This window comes from uncultured Campylobacter sp. (assembly GCF_937921625.1).
Lineage (GTDB): Bacteria > Campylobacterota > Campylobacteria > Campylobacterales > Campylobacteraceae > Campylobacter_B.
The window spans coordinates 1-20909 of the sequence record NZ_CAKZTI010000048.1; the positions used below are offsets into that span (position 1 = coordinate 1).

Genomic DNA, 20909 nt, shown 5'->3' on the forward strand with positions numbered 1-20909 from the left:
TGTATTAGGCACGCCGCCAGCGTTCACTCTGAGCCAGGATCAAACTCTCCATATTTATTTGATTTCGCAGACTAGCGAAGCTAGTCTTTGCGACCAAAGGGCTACGCCCTTTGGAAACCCCTAAAGCACACCGCTTCTATCGGAAGCGGCGTATATTATGCAGATAAAACCTATTATCCGCTTATCCACATAATTAAATTTTAAAACTAACGAAACTTTCGTTAGTTCAGATTCAAATAATTGAATTAAGCTTTAGAGAGTCGATATGAAGTTTTTAATCTAAAAACTTTATGTTTTTGTAACATTGTTTTTATGAACTTAAATCCTTTAACGGATCTAAATCCATAGGCTCAATCGATCACTTGTTTAGATTTCAAAGATTGACTAAAGATATTTGTTTTTAACAGTTAAAATTTTAAAAAACACGTTCGCTAAAAGGCTAAAACTACTAGGACTTAAGAGTTAAGGAAGCAGGTTTGGCTCGGTGCGAAACAGAATTGTGATTATACAAGAGCGATGCTTAAAGGGGGCTGAATAGGCATTAGAAATTTTAAACTAAATAAATTTTATGCTCGGCACGTGCCATTACTTCGCCGATGATAGCGCTGCTAGCGTAGCCTGCGTTTTTTAAATTCGCAAGCGCTCGCGCTGCGTCCTTTTCCGCTACGGCAAGCAGAAGTCCGCCGCTGGTTTGTGCATCGCAAAGCATTATGTCCGGCTCGGAATCGACGCCCGGTGCGATAAATTTTAAATTTTTATAGCTTCCGGTAGGGATTAGCCCCTCATCAAGGCATCTGAGGGCGCTTTTTAAAAGCGGAATTTTACTAGGATAAATTTTAAAACTTACGCTCTCATTAATCATCTCAAGCGCGTGTCCAAGCAGTCCAAAGCCCGTCACGTCCGTTGCAGCATGTATTTTTAAACCCGCTAGCGCGCCCACGGCATAAAAATTTAACAAAATCATGCTCTCTATCGCGTCACGAAATTCTTCAAATTTAAGAAATTTCGCCTTGATAGCCGTAGCGATAATGCCCGTACCGAGGGGTTTTGTTAGGATCAGCAGATCGCCTTCGCGCGCTGTATTATTGCTCCAAAATTTACGCGGATTCACCCGCCCCGTAACGCTAAGTCCATAATAAATTTCTGCAGTAGAGATGGTGTGACCGCCTACCAAGGCCCCTCCGCACTCTTTAATTTTGTCTTTGCCGCCGCGCAGAATTTCGCGCAGAATTTCGTTTGAGAAATGACAATCGTCAAAACCAACGATGTTTAGGGCATTTATCACCTCGCCGCCCATCGCAAATACGTCGCTTAGGGAGTTTGCCGCCGCGATCTGTCCGAAGATAAACGGATCGTCCACTAGAGGGGTGATAAAATCGAGCGTCTGCACTAGCGCAAGATCGTCGCTTATGCGAAATATGCTCGCATCTTCGTTGCTGCAGGTGGACGAAAGCAGGCTTGCGTTGGGCTCGATTAAATTTCCAAGATTTTCGGTTAGACCCGCCGGGTCAAGCTTGGCGGCTCAACCAGCGGCTGCAATAAATTTCGTGAGGTTAAAATCTCTGTAGATCATAGTTTGATTACTTCGTATTTTGATAGGACGTCCATGATTTCGTATGCGTTTGAAATCTCGCCGATTACGAGCTTATCGACTAGTTTGTAGCCCTCTAGACAGCTTCCGCAGCTTAAAATTTCAGCCCCCGCTTCGTTTAGCTTTTTGATCGCCTCAAAGCATTCGTGACCGCGGTTGGTGGTTATGTGCACGGCGTTGTTTACGCAGATCACCTTCGCTGGCTTTTCGTCTAAATTCAGCGCCGCGCCTAAAAATTTAGCAAGCAGGCTCTTTCCGATCGGGCCGCTTCCGCACTGCTCTTCGTTTAGAAATATCACCTTGCCTCTTTTTGGCGCCGTTACGCCGCAATAAATATCGTCGATACTTTCATCTTTCAGCTCGTCTGTTTTTACGGTTTTTATAAGCGTGTCGGCGCCCGCTTGTGAAATTTGCGCCTCAAAGCCGTTTTTGGCCAAAAAGCGCTTTATATTTTCGCGCGGCGCTACGTCGTTTACTAAAATTTCTAAACTCTCTGCGATTTTTAGCTCACCGAGGGCTTTTTTGGTGCGCAAAAGCGGCTCCGGGCAATTTAAATTGCGACAATCTAGTTGCATATGTAATCCTTAAAATAAAATTCTTTGAACCTCAAAGCTAATGCGAGCCGCGCGCAAGCGGGCCCGCATAAATTTACCCAAATTATAAGCGCGGGTATTTCGCTTCAAATTGTGATTTGGCGATCTGCCCTTTATCCAGCAGCTCGCGATACCAGTAGTGGTGAAGTACATAAACTTCCTCCTCCGGCTTGTGTCCGTCGATCATTGAGTGGATGGCACCGCTGATCGCAAAGACCGCCATATAGATATGCACAAGCAAAAATACCGCGCAGACCGCGCCCAAAAAATTATGAATAATCGCGCTTGCTCTTAAAATTTCGATCTGACTCATACCTAGCGCACTTCTCATCGCAGGGATATCGTAGTCTAGGAAAAACATTGACGCACCCGTCGCTATCATCACTATACCGCCTAAAGTCGCGACCCAAAACCACGCCTTTTGGCCCGCGTTAAATTTACCCGCAGGGATCGCGCGCTTCTTTTTGCTTAAATAGCCGCCCACGATCATCATCCATCTGATATCGTAAGTTCGCGGTAGCATACGCCAAAACCATGTCACTAGCATAGGCACAACGGCAATCGCAAACGCTATCGTAGCTAGCCCGTGAGCGTTTTTACAAAACCTCACGAAAGCGCCGCCACCGAATTCTTCGCCAAACATCATAATCAAGCCTGTCGGAACCAAGATCGCCCATGCTACGGCCGCTACAAGGTGGTATAGTCGCTCAAATTTATTAAATGCATAGATCGGCTTGCCAGCGTGATGATCGAAGTGCTTCGGCCCTATGATCGCGTAGTGCCCAATAAAAGCTATGATTACGCCCAAAACCGCGCCCAGTGCCAACCAAGCAAAAAAGCCCGAGCTTTGCAGATGTCCTTGAAATTGCAGAAAAATCGGACCGAAGCCGTTGCCGTAGCTATCGATGTTTTCAAGCCTTGCATTGCCCCAAACATCGCTATTCCCCTGCACGATATCGGCATATTTTTTCTCTTCGGCCTGCGCATAAATACAGGCAAAAAGCGCGAGAAACAATCTTTTCATGGATTTCCTTAGATATAAAATTCAAGCCGATTATATCATTTTTTGCAAAAAATTTTCTTACAAAGCAAAATTACATTTTTGCATTAAGTGCGGCGCTAGTTTCGCCGCGCATACTCGTCGTAGCCGAATTTTTTGATTGCCAAAACCTCTCCGTGCTCGTCCGCTAAGACGAGATCGGGCAGCTTGATGCCGTTAAAGGTCGTGTTTTTCACGATCGTGTAGTGGATCTGATCCTCGAAAATCACCCGATCGCCGATGTTTAGCGGCGCATCAAATTTATACTCGGGCTGTCCGCTCTCAAGCCCCACGACGTCGCCTGCGAGGCAGGTATTTCCGCCGAAACGATAGCTAAATTTACCGCTCTCGCTCTCGCCGCGCACCGCAGGACGATACGGCATCAGCACGGTATCGGGCATGTGTGCTTCAGAAGAGGCATCTAAAATAGCGATTTTAGCGCCGTTATCTACGATATCAAGCACGCTAGTGACCAAATACCCGCACTCCCAGCCGACCGCTTCGCCGGGCTCAAGATAAATTTCGACCTCGTATTTTTCGCGAAATTTTTTGATCAGCTCTATCAGTAGCTCCACATCGTAGCCTGCGCGCGTGATATGATGCCCGCCGCCGAAGTTTAGCCACTTTAGGCCGTCAAAATACTTGCCGAATTTCGCCTCGAAAACCTCAAGCACCCGCTCTAGGCTCTGAGCGCTTTCTTCGCACAGCGCGTGAAAATGAAGCCCCGAGATGCCGCGCAAAAACTCGCCGTCTTGCAAGATCGCCCGCTGCAGCGCTTCAAGGCTCATCCCTAGCCTGCTAAAGCTACCGCACGGATTGTAAGCGTCTTTGGGCGCGAAGGAGGTCTGCGGATTTAGCCGCAAGCCGCACGATGCTCCCGCAGCAAGCGCTTTTGCGCGATATTTTTGCCACTGCGCGGCGCTATTAAACACGACGTGATTTGAAATTTTTAAAATTTCATCCAAATCATCCTCTTTAAACGCGGGCGAGTATGTATGAATTTCGCCGTTTTTGATAAATTCCGCGGCGAATTTCACCTCGTGCAGGCCGCTGCAAGTTGCGCCCCAAAGGTATTTGCCAACGTAAGGCATCGCAAAGCTAAACGCAAAGCCTTTTAGCGCGCATAGAATTTTTGCGCCGCTTCGCTCGCCTACGCCGCGTAAAATTTCTAAATTTTTTACTAGTTTTTGCTCCTCGCATACGTAAGCCGGGGTCGAAATTTCATCGATTTTCATCGTTTTTCCTCATTAAATTTTTCCGCAATTATATAAAATTTTATAAATTTTTGGTTAAAATCGCCCAATCTTTAAAAAAGGACAAAAATGGTAGAGGTAGAATTTTTAGGGCCGATCGGGCGCGAGCCCCTGCGCCTAAACGCAAACTCCTTGCAAGAGGTAAAAGCAGAGCTGCAAAAGGACGAAAGCCTGCGAGAGTGGCTCGCAAACTGCGCCGTGGCGGTAAATGATAAGATGGTTTATGATGCGAATTTCGCGCTTAAATCCGGCGATCGCGTGAGCCTTCTGCCTCCCGTTTGTGGCGGCTAAGCTTAGGAGGCGGCGATGGGCGAGGCTAAATTTAACCAAGAAATTTTAAGCGGGATCGAGCCCGAAATTTATGAGGGCAGCTTGGATGTAGATGCGATTTTATCGCGCTGGTACGCTAAATTTAAGGACGCAAATTGCGGCGCGTTCATCACCTTCGTAGGTATCGTGCGCGAAGAGGGTGGCATCTGCGCGCTTAGCTTCGATATATACGAGCCGATTTTGCGGAAGTGGTTTGAAGCGTGGCAGCAAAAGGCCGCGGCACAGGGCGCATTCGTGCTTTTTGCACATGCAAACGGGGGTGTGCCGATCCACGAAAGCTCCTACGTCGCAGGCGTCGTAAGCCCGCAGCGCAAGGTCGCTTTGGCGCTCATAAATGAGTTTGTGGAGGATTTCAAGGCGGCCGCGCCGATCTGGAAATACGACGTAAAGGGCGGCAAAATCGAGGGCGGCAAAGTAGTAGGCGGGAAGAAGTTCTACGCGGCGGATCGCTCGCAGAAAGTAAAAGGCGCAGGGCTTTTGAGCTAAATTTAAAAGCACGCCCCGCTTAAATTTATAGGCTTGCTTCAATTCAATCAAATTTAATCAAAACAGAAATTGCGCCGACAAACAAAATTCCGCGTAGAGATACTGCAGAATTTCAAAATAAAGATTTTATGTAAATTTAGCGGCTGAGGCTCAATTTAAAGCTCAAAATTTCAATCCAACTCCGTGCCTGCGCTCCTATAAGCATGGCAAGCGAGAACTAAAATTTCAAGTCTAAATTTATAGCAAATTTAATCAATCCAGTGGGCGTGCTACACAGCAAATAAAATGGCGCTACAATCGTCTTGTAATCCCGCGCAGCATAAATAAAATTTAAACCCAAATTCGCGCGCGGTATCTGCAAGCACAAATGAAACGCAGTGCAATGAAATTTTAAAATTTCATTGCAAATATAACCATTCCTGCTAAGCGGCGGCTAAAATTTAAACACGTCCTTGGCTTCAGCGATACGCTCGCTAAGGCTCGTAGTGGTATCTTCGCCGCTTGCCGCGCACCTAAAGATCGGCTCAAGCACCTCGGCGAAAAAGCCGTTTAGCCCCTCCTGCATGATCTGCGCGCCACTTTGATAGCGCGCAAGCCCCATAAATACGCCGTGCCCGATCGCACCCAGGCCCTTTGCCTCATCGGCGATAAATTTATTCAGCGCTTTGCAAGCCGCAACGACCGCGCTTGCATTTACGATCTCGCGATCTCTTAAATAATCCTCAAGCGCGCCGTAATCGCACTCGCATCTGATCCATCTAAACGCCTTCGCAATCGATGGTGAAACGCATTTGTACTCATTTAGAGTGCATAGGACGTATAAATTTTTAGGCACTGCAAAATATGAGCGGCCGTTCTTTAAAACGATGCTGGCGCGCGCTTTCTCGCCCTCTTCAAAGCCATCGATTACGTGGGAATTTTTCGTGCGGATCAGCGAAAGCTCGTCATTCTCGTCGTAACGGCGATCCAAAAGCACCGCGGCTTCGCCTAAAATTTTATCCAAGCTCGCGGCACTTGCATTGTCGATCAGAAAATAATACTCGCCCTTCGGATCGTTTAGCGCCTCTTTGCAAAGCGCCTTAAACTCGCCATTGATGAAACTTTCGCCGTAAAATCCGTCTATAAAATCGCGATATTCAAAGCCTTCGTGCAAGCAAACGTAGCGGAAATTTTTTGCCGCAAGCTTCTTTTCGGTGATCAAAGATCGCAATCTGCGGGTCTTGCCGGTGCCGATTGCGCCGTAAAATATCGTATTTTTCGCAACTTCTTCGCTTTTGTAGTTTTTGACGTATTCGAAAAATAGCGACGAATACACGATTCTAGCCGCTCCCACGACGTCCTGCGGATACGGGGTAAATTCCGCGATAAATCGCGAACTTACTTCGTAAAATTCTTCAAAAATTTCAACCTTTTCGTCATAGAGCAAGGATAAAATTTGCGCGGTTTCATCGCGATAAATGAGAGTCGGAAACTCATCGTTGCACTGCGCAAATATGCTAGCTAGCAGATAGAGCTTCTCGCGCGAAATTTGCGCGAAATCGCCGCCCTCGGCAAGCCCCAAATTTAACATCCCGTCGTCGCTTAGGTAGCTGTCGATCAGATAGAAATTATCGGCATTTATCGCGGATTTTAAAAATTCCATCAGCACGAAGGGCTGATTATGCAGCGCGACGTCGAAAAAATCGATCGCCAAAGCGCTATCCACCGCCGTAAGAAGTCTGTAAAGCTCGTCGTAAAAATTGACTAGCTTTTGTTTGAAAATATCGCGAGCGGTGCGCTCCTGCGAATAGCTATTGAAATTTTTGACGATATTTTCGATAAAAACATAAAGCGAGACGATGTTTTTATCCTCGCCGCTAAGCACGCTATCTACGCTTTTTACGGCATTTTTAGGAAACAACTCCTTTTTGCCGACGATACGGTCTTTGAAAGCGAAATCATAATAAAACGCGCTAATATTGGAATCAAAAAACTGATCCATAAAGAAATACTCGGCGTGCGCGAACTTCTCGCCCAGAGATAAAATTTTGCAGCTTCTAAGATTGCCGTCGCTGAGATTTATATATAAAGTTTGCAAAAACTCGTTCTCGGTCTCGTCAAAGCTTGCGAGGCAGCGCTTTATCTCGCCTAAATACTTTGAAATCGCGGTTTGTTTTTTAAGCCAGAATTGGTTTTTGTTGTGATTTTTCCAGCTGACGACCAGCGACTCTATCTTTTCCTTGCTAAAATCTTGCATGACTCATCCTTGTAAGATTAAAATTATGTATTGTACTTGAATTTAAATAAATAATTAATAAAACTCTGATCTTGCGGCGGAGTGCGAAAGCAAATTTTATTAAATTTACGCGCCCGGGGGCGGTAGAAAATTTTAAAATTTACTGCGCGCAGAGCCTATCCGCGACCCTGCACCAGCGGGACGAACTCGCAGGCGCCGAGCTCCTCTTCTTTGATCTCGCTTGGCGAAATTTTACTAAACCTAACGATCTTTTGCGAGCCGCCTCTATTCATCGGAGCGACCAAAATTCCGCCGATTGCCAGCTGCGCAAACAGTCGCTCGTCGATCCGCTCGGCGCACGCGGAGAGCAAGATCCTATCGAAAGGGGCGAAATTTTTCCATCCCGCGTTGCCGTCGTCATGACGCAGGCTGATGTTTGAAATCCCGAGATTTGCAAAGTGTCTTTTCGCCTCGCCTACCAGCCGCTCGACGCGCTCTACGGCAAAGACGCGATGAACCATCCTGCTTAAAATCGCCGCTTGATAGCCGCTGCCGCAGCCGATCTCTAAAATTTTCTCGACTTTCGGATCCACGCTTAGCGCCATCGTCATGCGCGCGACCGTCAGCGGCGAGCTGATCCACTGGCTTGCCAAAATGGGCTGCGCGTTAAGGCTGAAAGCGTGCGCGCCAAGCGGGGCAAACTCGCTTCTAGCAATGCTGCAAAACGCCTCAAAAAGCGCCGGATTTAAACTCACCTGCTCGGCGATGTCGTTCGCCATCTTTTCACAGCGAAGCCGCTCTAGCGAGACCATGGCGCGCTCCCGCCCCGCCCGGCGTCAAATTTAAAGCCGCGAAAGTTTCCGCCCCGTCTAAATTCCAAACCGATAGAGTTTTTAAAAATACCGCCAAAGTGCCCATTCCGCGCCAAAAGAGCATGAGCTGCGTTTTTTAGATACATAGCACGGCTAAATTTAAAAAATTTTGCAGGTAATACGCCTTCTGCGCTCATCGCACGTCCGTGCGGCGCAGGACAAGTATCTGCAAAGTATCCGTACCGCGATACGGCGGAGCAAAATTTCAAATCGCAAAATCCGCTAAAAATCATCGAAACTCAAACTTCCTTTGCTATAGTTCGTGACCTTGCTCTCGAAAAAGTTGCTCTTCTGATCGTTAAATTTAGAAAAATCATCGACCCATTTTATCGGATGTTTCGCGCCGTATCGCTTCTCAAGCCCGATGGCAAGCAGGCGCTGATCGACCAGATAGTGGATGTATTCTTCGATGATGTCGTCCGTAAAGCCCATGATTTGGTTATCCGTGATGTATTTGCCCCAATCTATCTCTAAGTTTCCCGCCGTCTCGAACATCTCGTAAATTTTATCCACGTTGCGCTTATTAAAAAGATCGGCGCGCTCCTTGCGGACGGAATTTATCATGTTTTGAAATAGCAGCAGATGCGTGATCTCGTCGCGCTGTATGAAGCGGATCATCTGCGCGCTGCCTAGCATCTTGCCCGCGCGAGCAAGCGCATAGATCGACGTAAAGCCGCTGTAAAAATAGATCCCCTCTAAAATTTGATTCGCCACCATCGCTAGCAGCAGCTTATCGTCGCTAACCTCGCCCGCGAGCTCCTCATAGACGCTTGAGATGTAGTCGTTTTTCCTGCGGAGCATATCGTCGTGCTTCTCCATCTCGTAAATCAGATCGGTGTTTTCACAGATCGCCTCGACCATGACGGCATAGGATTTGCTGTGGTTGGCCTCCTCGTAGGCTTGGCGAGCGAGCACGGCGTTGATCTCCGGAGCCGTGATGTAGGGGTTGATATTATCGGCGAGATTGTTGGTCTGAAAGCTATCCATCGATATCAGCTGGCTCCACACGAGATCATACATCCGCTTCTCGGCGCTTGTGAGATTGAAGTTATAATCGCGCACGTCGTCCGTGGTATCGACCTCTTTGGGAAACCAGGTGTTGGCCTCCATCAGATCCCAAAGTTTCAGCGCCCATTGATATTTCGCCTTGGTAAAATTTAAAATTCCCTGTGGATTGCCGCCGAAGATCTTGCGATCGGTAAGCGTCTCGTCGGAGAAGGGGTTGTAGATTTTTTTCCTATCCATTTTTTGCCTTTTTAAAAATTTCGGCGTATTTTAGCCAAAGCAAGCTAAATTTACCTTTTGTTTTGAAGCGGCAATGGCTACGCGGCGTGAAATTTGGCGAGAAGTTAAATTTGCGCAGTAAAATTTAAAGCTCTTGATAAACATAGAATTTTACGCCGCAGACGGAATGAAATTCAAACATAGCAAGCGGCGGCAAGGTTAAATTTTAAAGCTTCCCGCAAGGCGAAATTTATCGTGGCACAATATACACCGGACAATGCGCGCTAGATAAATGCGCTAAAAAATTTCATCGCATTCATCGCGGCAAGACGCTCGTGGCGGCGCAAATTTAATCAAAATTTCGAAGTTCGATCTTCAGATCGGTACGGATTTTGCTCGGATCAAAGCTTGCAAGCGGCGCGTTTAAATTACCGAAATTATCGCCGGTGGGTAGAAAGTTTTGCAGATAATAGACGCCACGGTAGCCCTCGCTCCATAAAATTTGCGCCATCTGCTCGATCTTTGCTTCGTTTAAAAAATCGGCATGCACGGTCGTACGCACCTCAAATTTAAAATTTAGCCGCAGCAAAAGCCTAAGAGTTTGCAGAAGTCTATCATATAAATTTGACTTTGTAATAAGCTCAAAATCCTGCCGCGGCGCCTTAAAATCAAGCGCGATATAATCTATCAGCCCTAGGCTTAGCGCCTCTTCAATCTTTTTCGGATTTGAGCCGTTGGTATCTACTTTGAGCAAAAAGCCGCGCCGCTTAACTTCGTGCGCCAGCGGGATAAAATCGCTCGCACAGGTGCATTCGCCGCCGCTAAATACGATGCCCTGAAGCTTGCCCGCGCGCGCATCCAAAAAACGCAGAAACTCTTCGTTTGAAATTTTACCCCCTGAAGTAACGATTTGTGGGTTGTAGCAATAGATGCAGCGCATATTGCAGCCGCAAAACCACGCAATCGCGGCGATGTGATCAGGAAAATCAAGCATCGTAAACGGCGTGATCTCGTAAATCTGCGCGTTACGCAGATTTAAGGCTTGCGGCGGCTTCGTATGCGTTTGTTGCATTTGGCCGGTAGCGGCGACTAGGCTATTTGTTTTTTGTCTTTTTTCTCTTCAAAAAAGACGCGCTCTTTGTGTTCGCCCTTCTTTCCGATATTAAAGCTCTCTACTGGGCGTAAATAGCCCATTACTCTTGTGTAAACGACGCATTTTGTGCGTTTTGCTTCTAACTCTTTTGGAAATTCCATTCTCCATCCTTTCATTAAGATTAAAATTTAAATCGCTATTTAGGCGCCCTTGCTCTGCTTGGCTTTGTATTCCGCGAGTAGCTCCTCGTCGCATTTCGGGCAGTATTCATGCTCGCCGCTGATGTAGCCGTGCTTATGACAGACGCTAAAAATCGGCGTGATCGTGATATAAGGAAGCTTGTAGTTTTGCACTACGCTTTTTACGAGCTGTTTGCACGCCTGAGCCGAGCTGATGCGCTCCTTCATATACAGATGCAGCACCGTGCCGCCGGTATAGGAGCTTTGCAGCTCGTCCTGCATCGCCAGCGCCTCAAACGGATCGCTTCCGAAATTTGCAGGAAGCTGCGTAGAGTTGGTGTAATATATGTTTTTATCAAATCCCGCTTGGATGATGTCTGCGTAGCGCTTCTTATCCTCTTTGGCGAAACGATACGTCGTACCCTCGGCAGGCGTGGCTTCGAGATTGTATAGATTGCCCGTGCTCTCCTGAAACGAGCGGATCTTCTCGCGCAGATACTCAACCATTTTAAGGGCAAATTTACGCCCAAATTCTGTCGTAATATCCTCTTTGTTACCGCTGAAATTTCGTATCATCTCGTTTGCGCCGTTGATGCCGATAGTGCTAAAATGGTTATTAAAGCCCGGCAGATAACGCTTCGTATATGGATACAAGCCGCGCTCAAACATCTCGGTTACAAATTTTCGCTTCTTTTCAAGCGTCGATTTGGCAAGCTCCAAAAGCTCGTCCAGCCTCGCATACAGCGCCTCTTCGTTATTTTTATACAGATAGCCTAGGCGGGCTAAATTTATCGTTACGACGCCGATGCTTCCCGTCATCTCCGCGCTTCCGAAAAGCCCTCCGCCGCGCTTTAGAAGCTCGCGCAGATCGAGCTGCAAGCGGCAGCACATCGAGCGTACGGCGCCAGGCTTATACGCCTTTGGATTGGGTACGCGCTCGCCTTTTTCGTTCGTGATATATTGCGAGCCGATAAAATTTTGAAAATAGCTAGAGCCTACCTTGGCGGTGTTTTCAAATACCGCGTCGGCCGCAGGAGTATCCCAATCAAACTCCTCCGTTAAATTTACCGTAGGAATCGGAAAGGTAAAGGGCTGACCACACTTATCGCCCGTCGTTAAAACCTCGTAAAACGCGATCACGATGCGGTTCATCTCAGGCTCGAAATCGCCGTAAGTCATCGCCTCAAGCGAGCCCTTGCCGCGCCTTTTAGCCTCGGCCAAAAGCTCCTCGTCGCGTAAATTTTTAAATAGATGCTCGTTGTTATGCGTAGGAATCTGCGTTTTTAGATCATCCGGGCAGGTCATATCGATGGTGACGTTGGTAAATGGGCTCTGACCCCAGCGCGCCGGAACGTTTAGGTTAAACACGAAGCTTGTGATCGCCTTTTTGACCTCATCGTCGCTTAATTTATCGCGGAAAACGTATGGCGCTAGATACGTATCAAAGCTGCTAAACGCCTGCGCGCCCGCCCATTCGCTTTGTAAAATTCCAAGGAAATTTGCCATCTGATACAGCGCTTCGCGGAAATGCTTCGGCGCCTTGCTCTCGACTCTGCCGCGCACGCCGTTAAAGCCCTCGTTTAGAAGCACACGCAAGCTCCAGCCCGCGCAATACGCCGTAAGGCAGTCCAGATCGTGGATATGATAGTCGCCGTTTCGGTGTGCCGCGCCCTCCTCGCGAGAGTAAATTTTATCGAGCCAGTAGTTTGCGATGACCTTGCCGGCAGTGTTATTGATCAGGCCTGCGTTTGAGTAGCTGGTATTGGAATTTGCTAAAATTCGCCAATCCTGCTTGCTGATGTATTCATTGACCGTCTGGGTACAGTTGATATAGGTCGTATCCTCCTCAAGCCCCAGGATGTGCTCACGCTGCATCTTGTGTGTGTGGCGATAGATCATAAAGCTTTTCAAAACGTCGAAATCGCCAGCTTCGAAGAGCTTTTTCTCGATGAGATCCTGAATATCTTCGACGCTTAATTTCTCTTTAAAAACGATCGCGCTCATTACATTATTAAAGACTTTTTCGTCAAACTCGCTACCAACGCTTTTGTAGGCTTTTTTGATAGCATCTTTTATTTTGTAGGATTGAAATTCTTGAAAACTTCCGTCTCTTTTAATGATTTTTTTCATAAGCACCCCGAGAATTTTCTGAATAAATTGGCAGAAAGTATATCAAGGAATCTTTAACTCAAAATTAAAGGAACGAGCGGAATATCCGTTACAAATTTTGCTTATAAAAAACGAAATTTAACCAAATCTCGCTATAATCGCGGAGTTTATTTTATAAAATTTGGAAATGCTATGAAAAATTTTAAAATAAGTTTTTTCGTTATTTTACTATGTGTCTTTTTAGCAGGCTGCGCTGCGCTTAAAGGCTCTAAAAGCACGGATAATTCGGCGCTTACCGGAGGCATAGATCACGCAGGATATCCAAACGCATATCTGGAGCGCATTGCAGGCGAAAGCATCGCTGATCTACTCTCAAAGCGTATTGTCGGCAAGAAAGGCGGTAGATTTAGTGTCGTCGGCATCGAGCCACTGGATGGAACGAACGCGCGCGGCGTGGATGCGGAATTTTTAAGCAAAAAAATTAGAATTTCACTGCTGCATTCAGGCAAAGCAGTCGTCACAGACGCCCCAAGTAAAGATGAACTCGTATTTAGCAACGATGGCGTAAGCCGTGGCTATCACGCCGTAGAAAGCGGCTCGATCTACGCGCCGGATTACATCTTGGTAGGTAAAATTTTACCGCAAAGCCCCGCTGTGGTAAATGACGGTAAAGCAGAATCTAAAAAATCAAAAAATTTAAATTCTGCAGCTAAAAATTCTACCGCACAAGCAAGCGAGAGCCTATTTTTAGAGCTTTCGATGATAGATACTCGCAACAACAAAAGCGTGTGGAAGTATAAAAAAGCGCTTCAAAAGCAAATTTAAGGAATTTTTCGCTAAACTCACGGTTCATTTTTTTGAAAGGCGGTGAGGAAAGTGCCTGGAGTAAAGGTATATCCGAACGAATCATTTGACGAAGCTTACAGACGCTTTAAGAAACAGACCGATCGTAACCTAGTCGTTACCGAGGTCCGTGCGAGACGATTTTTTGAGCCGATGACGGAAGTCCGCAAAAAGCAAAAAATTTCAGCTCGCAAAAAGATGCTTAAACGTCTTTACACGCTACGTCGCTACGAGTCACGCTTGTAGCGGTTTGCGCGGATTTGCGGATTTTAAATTTGCAGATCTGCGCGAAATTTTATCTCACATCTTTTTAAATTTACAGCCCGCTTAAAAATTTTATCCGCCCCGTCAGCGCCGAAATTCCGCTCTAAATTTTAAAATTTACTCTTAAATTTACCCGCCTTTTTGCGGCAGCTGCTTTATACAATATGTCCGCTGGCGAGCCGCTAAATTTTGAAATTTATTTTTACCTATTCGTTTTTTAGATATACTTTTGCTAAATTTCAAGGAGCAACCATGGACTTAAACGACTATCTACACACTCAAGATCAGCAACCCTCAAACCCTCAAGAAAAAGAGGTAGCACTCATCAAATACACCTTCATCGCAGCCTGCGCCTTAAAAGCTATAGCCGAACTAGTGCTATTGCTATTAGGGATTTACGGCGGATTAGGAGTATTACTAAGCGCAGCGGCATTCGTGCTTTTTATCTTTAGCATTTATAATATCTCTAAACTTACCGTAAGCCGCAACCTTTTGCGCAACGTAGCCATTGCCTTTGCGGCGATATTTATAGGCGTATTGTTATTTATATTTTTAGCGGGCGGCATCATCGCTCAAATACTACTTGCGTTGGGATTTATCGCATCGTTTCTGTTTTTTTATAGATTTTATCAGGAACTTGCCGATACTAGCGGAGTTGCGATATTTTCATATTGCTTTATCGCGCTTGTACTTGCAGCTATTGCAAATGCATTTTTGGCGCGTTTTTCGCTGCCTGCTACGGTACTGCTCAGCTTAGCGGCTCTTGCACTTAATGCTTTTGCTATGTTCAGCGTAGAGGGCTTTTCTCGTTCGTATTATTCTTATGATCTTAGAGGCAAGAGATAAATTTTGATTGCTTGATCGGTTGTGAAAAGACCAGCAAAGAGCTAAATTTTTAAAATTTAAAATCAAGGAGCAAGCCGTGGTCTATTTCAAACACATATTTCTCGCGCTGTTTTGCGGGGTACTGTTTTGCGGCGTACTTTACGGCGAAAATCCACATAAAATTTCAAAACAAAATTTTAAATCTGACTTCATCTGGGGCGTTACGATCGACGACGGCTGGTATGAGGACGCGCAAGATGCCTCGGGCGCGAAGCTGCAAAGTATCGTGCGCGCCCTGCAAACCCTACCCACAAAGCCCACAGTGCGCGTCGTGATGTCAAAAGAAATTAGCCCGCGCGAATATGAGCCTCTTTTTAGGCGGCTTAGCGAGGTTTCATACGTGATGGCCTGCCCCGTGGACTCCTACGAGATGAGCTCGTACAAAAATGTGAAAAGCTACGAAAAGAGGTTCGCGGATGCCTTCGCTGCGCTCGCGCCTTATGTCGCGATTTGGGAGATCGGCAACGAAATAAACGGCGAGGGCTGGCTCGGGGACGATGCGAATTTTATCGCCGCTAAGATAATCGCGGCATTCGAGTTCATCCACAAAAAGGGCGCTAAAACGGCGCTTACGGCGTATTATACGCCGAGCGGAGCGCAGAAAACGCAGATGCACGAGTGGCTGCAAAAATTCGTGCCGCAGGATATGAAAGAGGGGCTGGATTATCTTTTCGTAAGCTACTACGAGGACGATAACGAGGGCTTTGCGCCTGATTGGAGCGAAATTTTTACCGATCTGCAAAGCGCCTTTCCCGCTTCAAAGCTTGGCATCGGCGAGTGCGGAAACACGGCGGCGGACGCTACGCAGGCGAGCAAAAAGGCGATGATGAGGCGATATTATACGATGCCGCGCTACGCGAAAAACTACGTGGGCGGGTATTTTTGGTGGTATTTCGTACAAGACTGCGCAACGGGCGGCGAAGCGGGCGCCTCAAACAGCAAAAATCGCGGCACGCGCAACAAAGCGAAAGCCGCGGACGAGCTGCTAAAAAGCCTTAGCGAAGCAATAGGCGAAGCGTACAGATAATGCGAGGAGGATTTCAAATTTAAAGCAAAATTTTATGCTTTTTAGGTGCAACGAGGTAAAATTTAGATATGAAAACTTTTATAAAAATTTTAAAAATTACCGCCTTGGTCGTGAGCGTTGCATGCGTACTTTTTGTGCTGTATATATTTGTGATTTTAAATTTGCTTTTTTCATCCGATACGCCCGAGGGTTGCGATCCTAGTATGCCCACTAGCGCTTGCGATTATATCGATGAAAAATTTGAAAAAGAGCTACAAAATTTGCCTCCCGTCGCCGCTCTGCCTAGCCTAGAAAAAAGGCCCGTATTTTGGCTAGGCGAAAAAAAATTCGCAGGAGGCGCGAAGTTTAATTATCTATACATTAAGGACGATTTTGGGGTCTGGCTTAGGTATGAGGACAGCGATAGCGACGACTTTTTGCTACAAAAAGATATGCCAGAGTGCTACTATGGATACGACGAGATCGATCGTTCGCCGGACGAAAGGTGGGTAAGTGGAGAGCTTGGATATTATAGCTACGGCATCTACGATATTTCGCTTTTTGAAAATGAAGCCAAGATATTTTCTCAAACGGCGCATAAGGTCGTGAGGAAATTTATCGGTTTCTTTAATCTACACTCTATGAGGGGCACATCTTTTGCAGCTCCGCAAGGCACCGAGGAAAATTTAAACGCTATAAGCGAGCTTCAAACTCCGCTTGCGGATTTTCCGCAAAAACCGAACTACTCTGCGCTTGGTTGGGCTGATAAATCTGAAGCCAGAGGCTATGTCGGAGATGAAATAGCCAAAAAGCTCGCTCGCAACGTCTTTGAGATAGAGGGCGATGGGTGGCGACAGACCATCCGTATAAACAGCCGCGCCAAGGATATCAAGGTTATCTGCGGAGATGAAATTTGCCTCGCGCTTGCCTTTGATGAGAGCGAAATCAATAGCTGCGATAACGACGCTGCATCCACGGCAATTTATACGCTAAATTTAAAGCAAAAATTTAATAATTTTCATACGCTTACTAGTAGGAATTTTAACTACGTAAAGCTCGGCGATAAGTATACTTTAGACGATGTGGAATCCTTTAAAATAGTTTTATCGAGATTCAGATATATCGAGGGGTATAACAAAGGTCGTGAAATCACGGACTACGAGGTTATCTTGCGAAATAGCGAGGGCGAGCAGGTCAATGAAATTTGCAGAAATGAAATTAAGAGGGCTCGCAGCCGCTTGCGATAAATCTAAGATAGCGCTGCAGGATTTGACACATAAGATCGTGATTTCGGCGCGCTTTAATTTAGCTTCTAAAATTTACGTGAGAATTTTAAAATTCTAAGCTTCAAGCTTTAAAATTTGCCCGCGGAGCTTTTAAAATTTATCGCGCGGCTTAGGTTTATTTTATCCGCGCCAAGACAGCGAAATTTTTAGGGCGTCGCGATAGCTAGGCGCAAGATAGCGAAATTTTACAAAGCTGCGGTAAACAAGATACGCAGAGAATGCACGCAAATTTCAAATTTATCTGGATTTTGCCAGCCTGCCCGAGCACAATTATTTAGCTACAATCCCTCTCGCTCGCTTTACTTTTCGCTCGTCTTACGATTTGCTCGCCTTATAATTCCTGCTTGATATTGCACTTTGCGAAACTACTTGCTGCGCACCCTTTCGCAAAACTGCACGGCATGTGGGATTGTGCCTATCGCTCGCAGATTTTGCAGCATATGCGCGCGATAAAATTCCGTAGCGCAGGCACTTTCAATAAATTTTGATTTAAAAGCGCAAACATAGAGGCGATTTAAATTTAAAGCTCACGTGCTCCACGGCTAGCCTGCAAGCGCTCTGCCCGCGAGCAGCCCAGCGTAGCAAAAAAGCATACAGGCGCATACGCTTAAGACCGCGTTTAGCACACCGATAGCAAATTCTCGCGCCAGCAATAATTGCAGCGTATCGTAGCTGAACGTAGAAAATGTCGTAAAGCCGCCCAGCGCGCCTGCGATAAAAAATACCCGCACACTCTGCGTCAAATTTAGTGCGAGCAAAAACCCTATCAGCAGGCTTCCCAGCGCATTCACGCAAAAAGTAGCGATCGGAAACGCACTCCAAAATCCGGCGCGATCCATTGCGCGCGCGATCGCTCCGCTTAAGCCTACTCGCGCCATCGCGCCTACACAGCCGCCTAGCCCCGCTAAAATCAAGTTCGTCAATCCAAGTCCTTTTAAAATTCGTAAATTTTATTTCGCCATCTAGCCTCCATAGGACGAAAGATGTGCAACTTCGCTATTTTAACGCGATTAGTTAAAATTCCGCTTTTAAAATTTACTCGCGCTTTTTGAAATTTCGTTTTAAAATTTTACTAGCGCGGCAAAACGCGACGTTTGACGCGCCGCCGCAAGACGGAGACCAAACACGCGCAGTGTAAGAGGACGGTAATGCAAAAACTACGAGACGCAAAAGGGCGACGTAGCAAAACAGCGCGAACGCTTAAACCGCGCTTGTAGCAAAACCGAGGCAAGGGGTAAAACTATAGCTCGGCAATCGCTGCAGCGCTACTACAGCGGGCGCTACTGTAGCACCTTTTTTAGCGCCAGCGCAAATAGCACGACGTAGAGGACGAGCAGCCATTTTTTCTGCGTTTCGCGCTTTGCACGGCGAGCCTGAGAGGTGCCGAAATACACGCCCAAAAGCCCGCCCACGGCTAGCAGCGCGCCGCGTTCGTAATCTACGTGGCCGTTGTACGAAAGGCTCAAAAGCGCGCTGAATGAGCCGAAAACGATGAAAAATAGCCCCATGCAGACCGCTCTTTTGATATCGACGCCCAAAAATCCGACCAATACGGGCGTCAGAAATACCGCGCCACCCACGCCCATGCTAAGCGCGATCGCGCCGATAGCAAAGCCGATGAAAAATAGCACCGCCCCGTGGGGATTTGCATTGCCGCCGCTTGCTACATTCGTGCTAAAGAGTTTAAGAAATGAGATCGCAAGCGTCAGCAGAAGACCGATCTCAAGCACGATTTCTGGCGAGTATTTTACGATGAAGCCCGATATGCTCGCGCCGCACAGCCCTCCGAGCCCCACCGCGATACCGCTATCTAGGCGGAGTCTGCCCGCGCGGTAGTTCAGATATGAGCCGAAAAGCGAGACGATGAACATCTGCATCACCGAGATGCCCGCGGCGGTCTTGACGTCGTATCCCAGAGCCATCATCACGGGCATTACAACCGTACCGCCGCCGATACCGAAAAAGCCCGATATGAAGCCCACGACGACGCCGACAAAGGGGAGTTCTAACATTTATAATCCTTGAAATTTGAAGCAAAGTTTATAGCTTTAAAATTTAAAGCTTGCTAAATTTGCGGAATTTTGGATTTAGGAGCGGGGATTTGCGGGATTTCGGTTTGAAATTTTATCTGGAATTGACTTGGCTTGAAAGTTTACAAGCGAGATTTTAGCTCGAAATTTCAAGCGCGGGATTTGCAAAATTTTAAAATTTACGGGATTTTAAGGTGTGGAATTTCGGCTTGAAATTTTATGCAAATTAGCCCGCCTGCGTTTGTTCGTATTACGGCTTGGTAGCGGATTTTAAAATTCTGCGCCCAGACTGCGGCGGTTTAGCGTAAATTTTAGATAAAATTTTACGTTTATATCGCGGTCGTCGTATCTTTGCTGCGATTAAATTTCGACAGGATTCTATCGCGGCGAAATTTCATACGGCAAAATTCCGCACGGTAAAATTTCAGTCAAAATTCTACGGAAAAATTTATGCGCTCCGTATTCTAAAAATCGCCGCAAAATCGGTGTAAAGTCACGACAAGATCGCCGTAAAATTTTATGCGGAGCGCACGGAAACGCAAAGAGCACGAATTTTTTGTAAAATTTACGACGAAATTTCGCCGCCAAAAGCTCGTTCAAAACCCGCCAAAAGAGTTTCAAAGATCAAAAAGCCGCCGCAAAATCCTCACGCCGAAATTCCGCCCGCAAATTTCTCCCGGTAAAATCGCTTTGGATGGGGTGGGATTTGAACTTGCGACAAATTTTCCAGGCCAAATTTTACGCGAAAATCTGCATTAAACCTGCAAAATTTATCGTAAATTTCCCCGAGCGGTTTTCGCGCCTTATGAAATTTCCAACACGATCTCCTTTTTTAGCCCGATCTGTTTGATCTCGAGCACGGAAGCGCCGCCCAAGCGCAGCGCGAGCACTTCCGCCTCGCTGCAGGCGCGGGCAAGGGCTATTTCGCGCAGCACCTTGCCGCGCCAAGCCTTGGCATAGTGGCTCAGCACCTTGCCGTCTTTAATGAAACTAAAACTCAGATATTCGTGCTTCATCTCATAAAATTTTTCGTAAAATCCCGCGCGCAGATCCACGACGCACTCATCTGCCAGATACCGACCCAGCGCGGCGGAGAAGCTATCGCGATAAAATTTTACCGCGTCTATGCCGCCGAATCTCTCGCCCTGCTTGAGTTTGTAGTTCGGCAACGCGTCGCCGCCCAGCACGGGGCCGAAAAGGTTTGAAAAAATTATCGTGTTTCGCTCCGCAAACTCCTGCGCGCCGGGGCTTAGCGAAGCGTAGCCTAGGGCGCGATACGCGGTGCCGGTGTAGCGCAAAAGCGCCTTCGCGCAGCCTTTTTCAAAGATATTTTCGCGCAGAGCCGCATCCCATTTTTTCAGCCCGAAAAGCTTGCAAAGCTCCGCCTCGCTTGCTTTATCCACGAAATCCGCGTAGGCGCGTAGCATCTGCAGGCGCTTTTCGTAAAGATCCGCAAAGATGAAATTTTGCTCGCAAATGCGCGTGCTGCCGCTTTGCTCGCTTTTCATCTCGCTTGGGGAAAATAAAATCTTCATACGCTCTCCTTAAATTTTTGCTCATTTTACTAAAATTTTGCTTGCATTCAAGCCCGCTCTAGCTCGCGCCGCCCGC

At 46.9% G+C, this 20909-nt stretch carries 18 protein-coding genes and 1 pseudogene; 7 read left to right on the forward strand and 12 right to left on the reverse strand.

Annotation, left to right across the window (positions count from 1 at the left end; translation table 11 throughout):
• Positions 1-550: 550 nt before the first annotated feature.
• From selD to nspC, 4 genes are all read right to left on the reverse strand, one after another.
• Positions 551-1570, reverse strand: a complete 1020-nt coding sequence (gene selD / locus Q0101_RS07670) for a selenide, water dikinase SelD (RefSeq protein WP_297944116.1) — start codon at positions 1568-1570, stop codon at positions 551-553.
• Positions 1570-2166 (reverse strand): sulfurtransferase-like selenium metabolism protein YedF, encoded by a 597-nt coding sequence (yedF, locus tag Q0101_RS07675; RefSeq protein WP_297943963.1) that lies wholly within the window; start codon positions 2164-2166, stop codon positions 1570-1572. Before yedF ends, selD begins: the two co-directional genes overlap by 1 nt.
• Positions 2167-2248: 82 nt before the next feature.
• Positions 2249-3208, reverse strand: a complete 960-nt coding sequence (locus Q0101_RS07680) for a formate dehydrogenase subunit gamma (RefSeq protein WP_297943966.1) — start codon at positions 3206-3208, stop codon at positions 2249-2251.
• A 95-nt stretch (positions 3209-3303) separates the two neighbouring features.
• The gene (gene nspC / locus Q0101_RS07685) at positions 3304-4458 is read right to left on the reverse strand and encodes a carboxynorspermidine decarboxylase (RefSeq protein ID WP_297943969.1); all 1155 of its coding nucleotides are present in this window, start codon (positions 4456-4458) and stop codon (positions 3304-3306) included.
• 87 nt (positions 4459-4545) lie between these two features.
• Between nspC and Q0101_RS07690 the strand changes: the two genes are divergently transcribed.
• Positions 4546-4767, forward strand: a complete 222-nt coding sequence (locus Q0101_RS07690) for a MoaD/ThiS family protein (protein ID WP_297943972.1) — start codon at positions 4546-4548, stop codon at positions 4765-4767.
• 15 nt (positions 4768-4782) lie between these two features.
• Positions 4783-5292 carry a molybdenum cofactor biosynthesis protein MoaE gene (locus Q0101_RS07695; RefSeq protein ID WP_297943975.1) on the forward strand — a complete coding sequence of 170 codons (510 nt, stop codon included), beginning with the start codon at positions 4783-4785 and terminating at the stop codon, positions 5290-5292.
• A gap of 433 nt (positions 5293-5725) precedes the next feature.
• Here Q0101_RS07695 and Q0101_RS07700 read toward each other — a convergent pair whose 3' ends face one another.
• The 5 genes and pseudogenes from Q0101_RS07700 to Q0101_RS07720 all read right to left on the reverse strand — a co-directional run bounded on the left by Q0101_RS07700 (position 5726) and on the right by Q0101_RS07720 (position 13005).
• On the reverse strand, positions 5726-7528 hold the full coding sequence (locus Q0101_RS07700) for a hypothetical protein (protein ID WP_297943978.1): 1803 nt from the start codon (positions 7526-7528) through the stop codon (positions 5726-5728).
• Between the two features lie 155 nt (positions 7529-7683).
• Positions 7684-8319, reverse strand: a complete 636-nt coding sequence (locus Q0101_RS07705; protein ID WP_297943981.1) for a protein-L-isoaspartate(D-aspartate) O-methyltransferase — start codon at positions 8317-8319, stop codon at positions 7684-7686.
• Positions 8320-8601: 282 nt separating this feature from the next.
• On the reverse strand, positions 8602-9624 hold the full coding sequence (locus Q0101_RS07710) for a ribonucleotide-diphosphate reductase subunit beta (protein ID WP_295152816.1): 1023 nt from the start codon (positions 9622-9624) through the stop codon (positions 8602-8604).
• 328 nt (positions 9625-9952) lie between these two features.
• On the reverse strand, positions 9953-10675 hold the full coding sequence (locus Q0101_RS07715) for an anaerobic ribonucleoside-triphosphate reductase activating protein (protein ID WP_297943984.1): 723 nt from the start codon (positions 10673-10675) through the stop codon (positions 9953-9955).
• Positions 10676-10692: 17 nt separating this feature from the next.
• A pseudogene (locus Q0101_RS07720) lies at positions 10693-13005 on the reverse strand (ribonucleoside triphosphate reductase).
• A 171-nt stretch (positions 13006-13176) separates the two neighbouring features.
• Between Q0101_RS07720 and Q0101_RS07725 the strand changes: the two are divergent.
• From Q0101_RS07725 to Q0101_RS07745, 5 genes are all read left to right on the forward strand, one after another.
• Positions 13177-13809 (forward strand): hypothetical protein, encoded by a 633-nt coding sequence (locus Q0101_RS07725; RefSeq protein WP_297943987.1) that lies wholly within the window; start codon positions 13177-13179, stop codon positions 13807-13809.
• 51 nt (positions 13810-13860) lie between these two features.
• Positions 13861-14073: a 30S ribosomal protein S21 gene (gene rpsU / locus Q0101_RS07730; protein WP_005869392.1), complete on the forward strand. Its 213-nt coding sequence runs from the start codon at positions 13861-13863 to the stop codon at positions 14071-14073.
• Between the two features lie 270 nt (positions 14074-14343).
• Entirely contained in the window at positions 14344-14937 is a 594-nt protein-coding gene (locus tag Q0101_RS07735) for a hypothetical protein (protein ID WP_297943990.1), read from the forward strand.
• A gap of 76 nt (positions 14938-15013) precedes the next feature.
• Complete coding sequence (locus tag Q0101_RS07740; RefSeq protein ID WP_297943993.1) at positions 15014-16003, forward strand: glycosyl hydrolase; 990 nt, start codon at positions 15014-15016, stop codon at positions 16001-16003.
• A gap of 68 nt (positions 16004-16071) precedes the next feature.
• Complete coding sequence (locus tag Q0101_RS07745) at positions 16072-17229, forward strand: hypothetical protein (protein ID WP_297943996.1); 1158 nt, start codon at positions 16072-16074, stop codon at positions 17227-17229.
• A 581-nt stretch (positions 17230-17810) separates the two neighbouring features.
• On the opposite strand, the gene Q0101_RS07750 is transcribed toward Q0101_RS07745, so the two are convergent.
• The 3 genes from Q0101_RS07750 to yaaA form a co-directional block, all read right to left on the reverse strand.
• Positions 17811-18191, reverse strand: coding sequence for a CrcB family protein (locus Q0101_RS07750; RefSeq protein WP_297943998.1), 381 nt, complete (start codon positions 18189-18191; stop codon positions 17811-17813).
• A 357-nt stretch (positions 18192-18548) separates the two neighbouring features.
• Complete coding sequence (locus Q0101_RS07755) at positions 18549-19280, reverse strand: sulfite exporter TauE/SafE family protein (RefSeq protein WP_297944001.1); 732 nt, start codon at positions 19278-19280, stop codon at positions 18549-18551.
• An 821-nt stretch (positions 19281-20101) separates the two neighbouring features.
• Complete coding sequence (gene yaaA, locus Q0101_RS07760; RefSeq protein WP_297944004.1) at positions 20102-20833, reverse strand: peroxide stress protein YaaA; 732 nt, start codon at positions 20831-20833, stop codon at positions 20102-20104.
• Positions 20834-20909 lie beyond the last annotated feature (76 nt).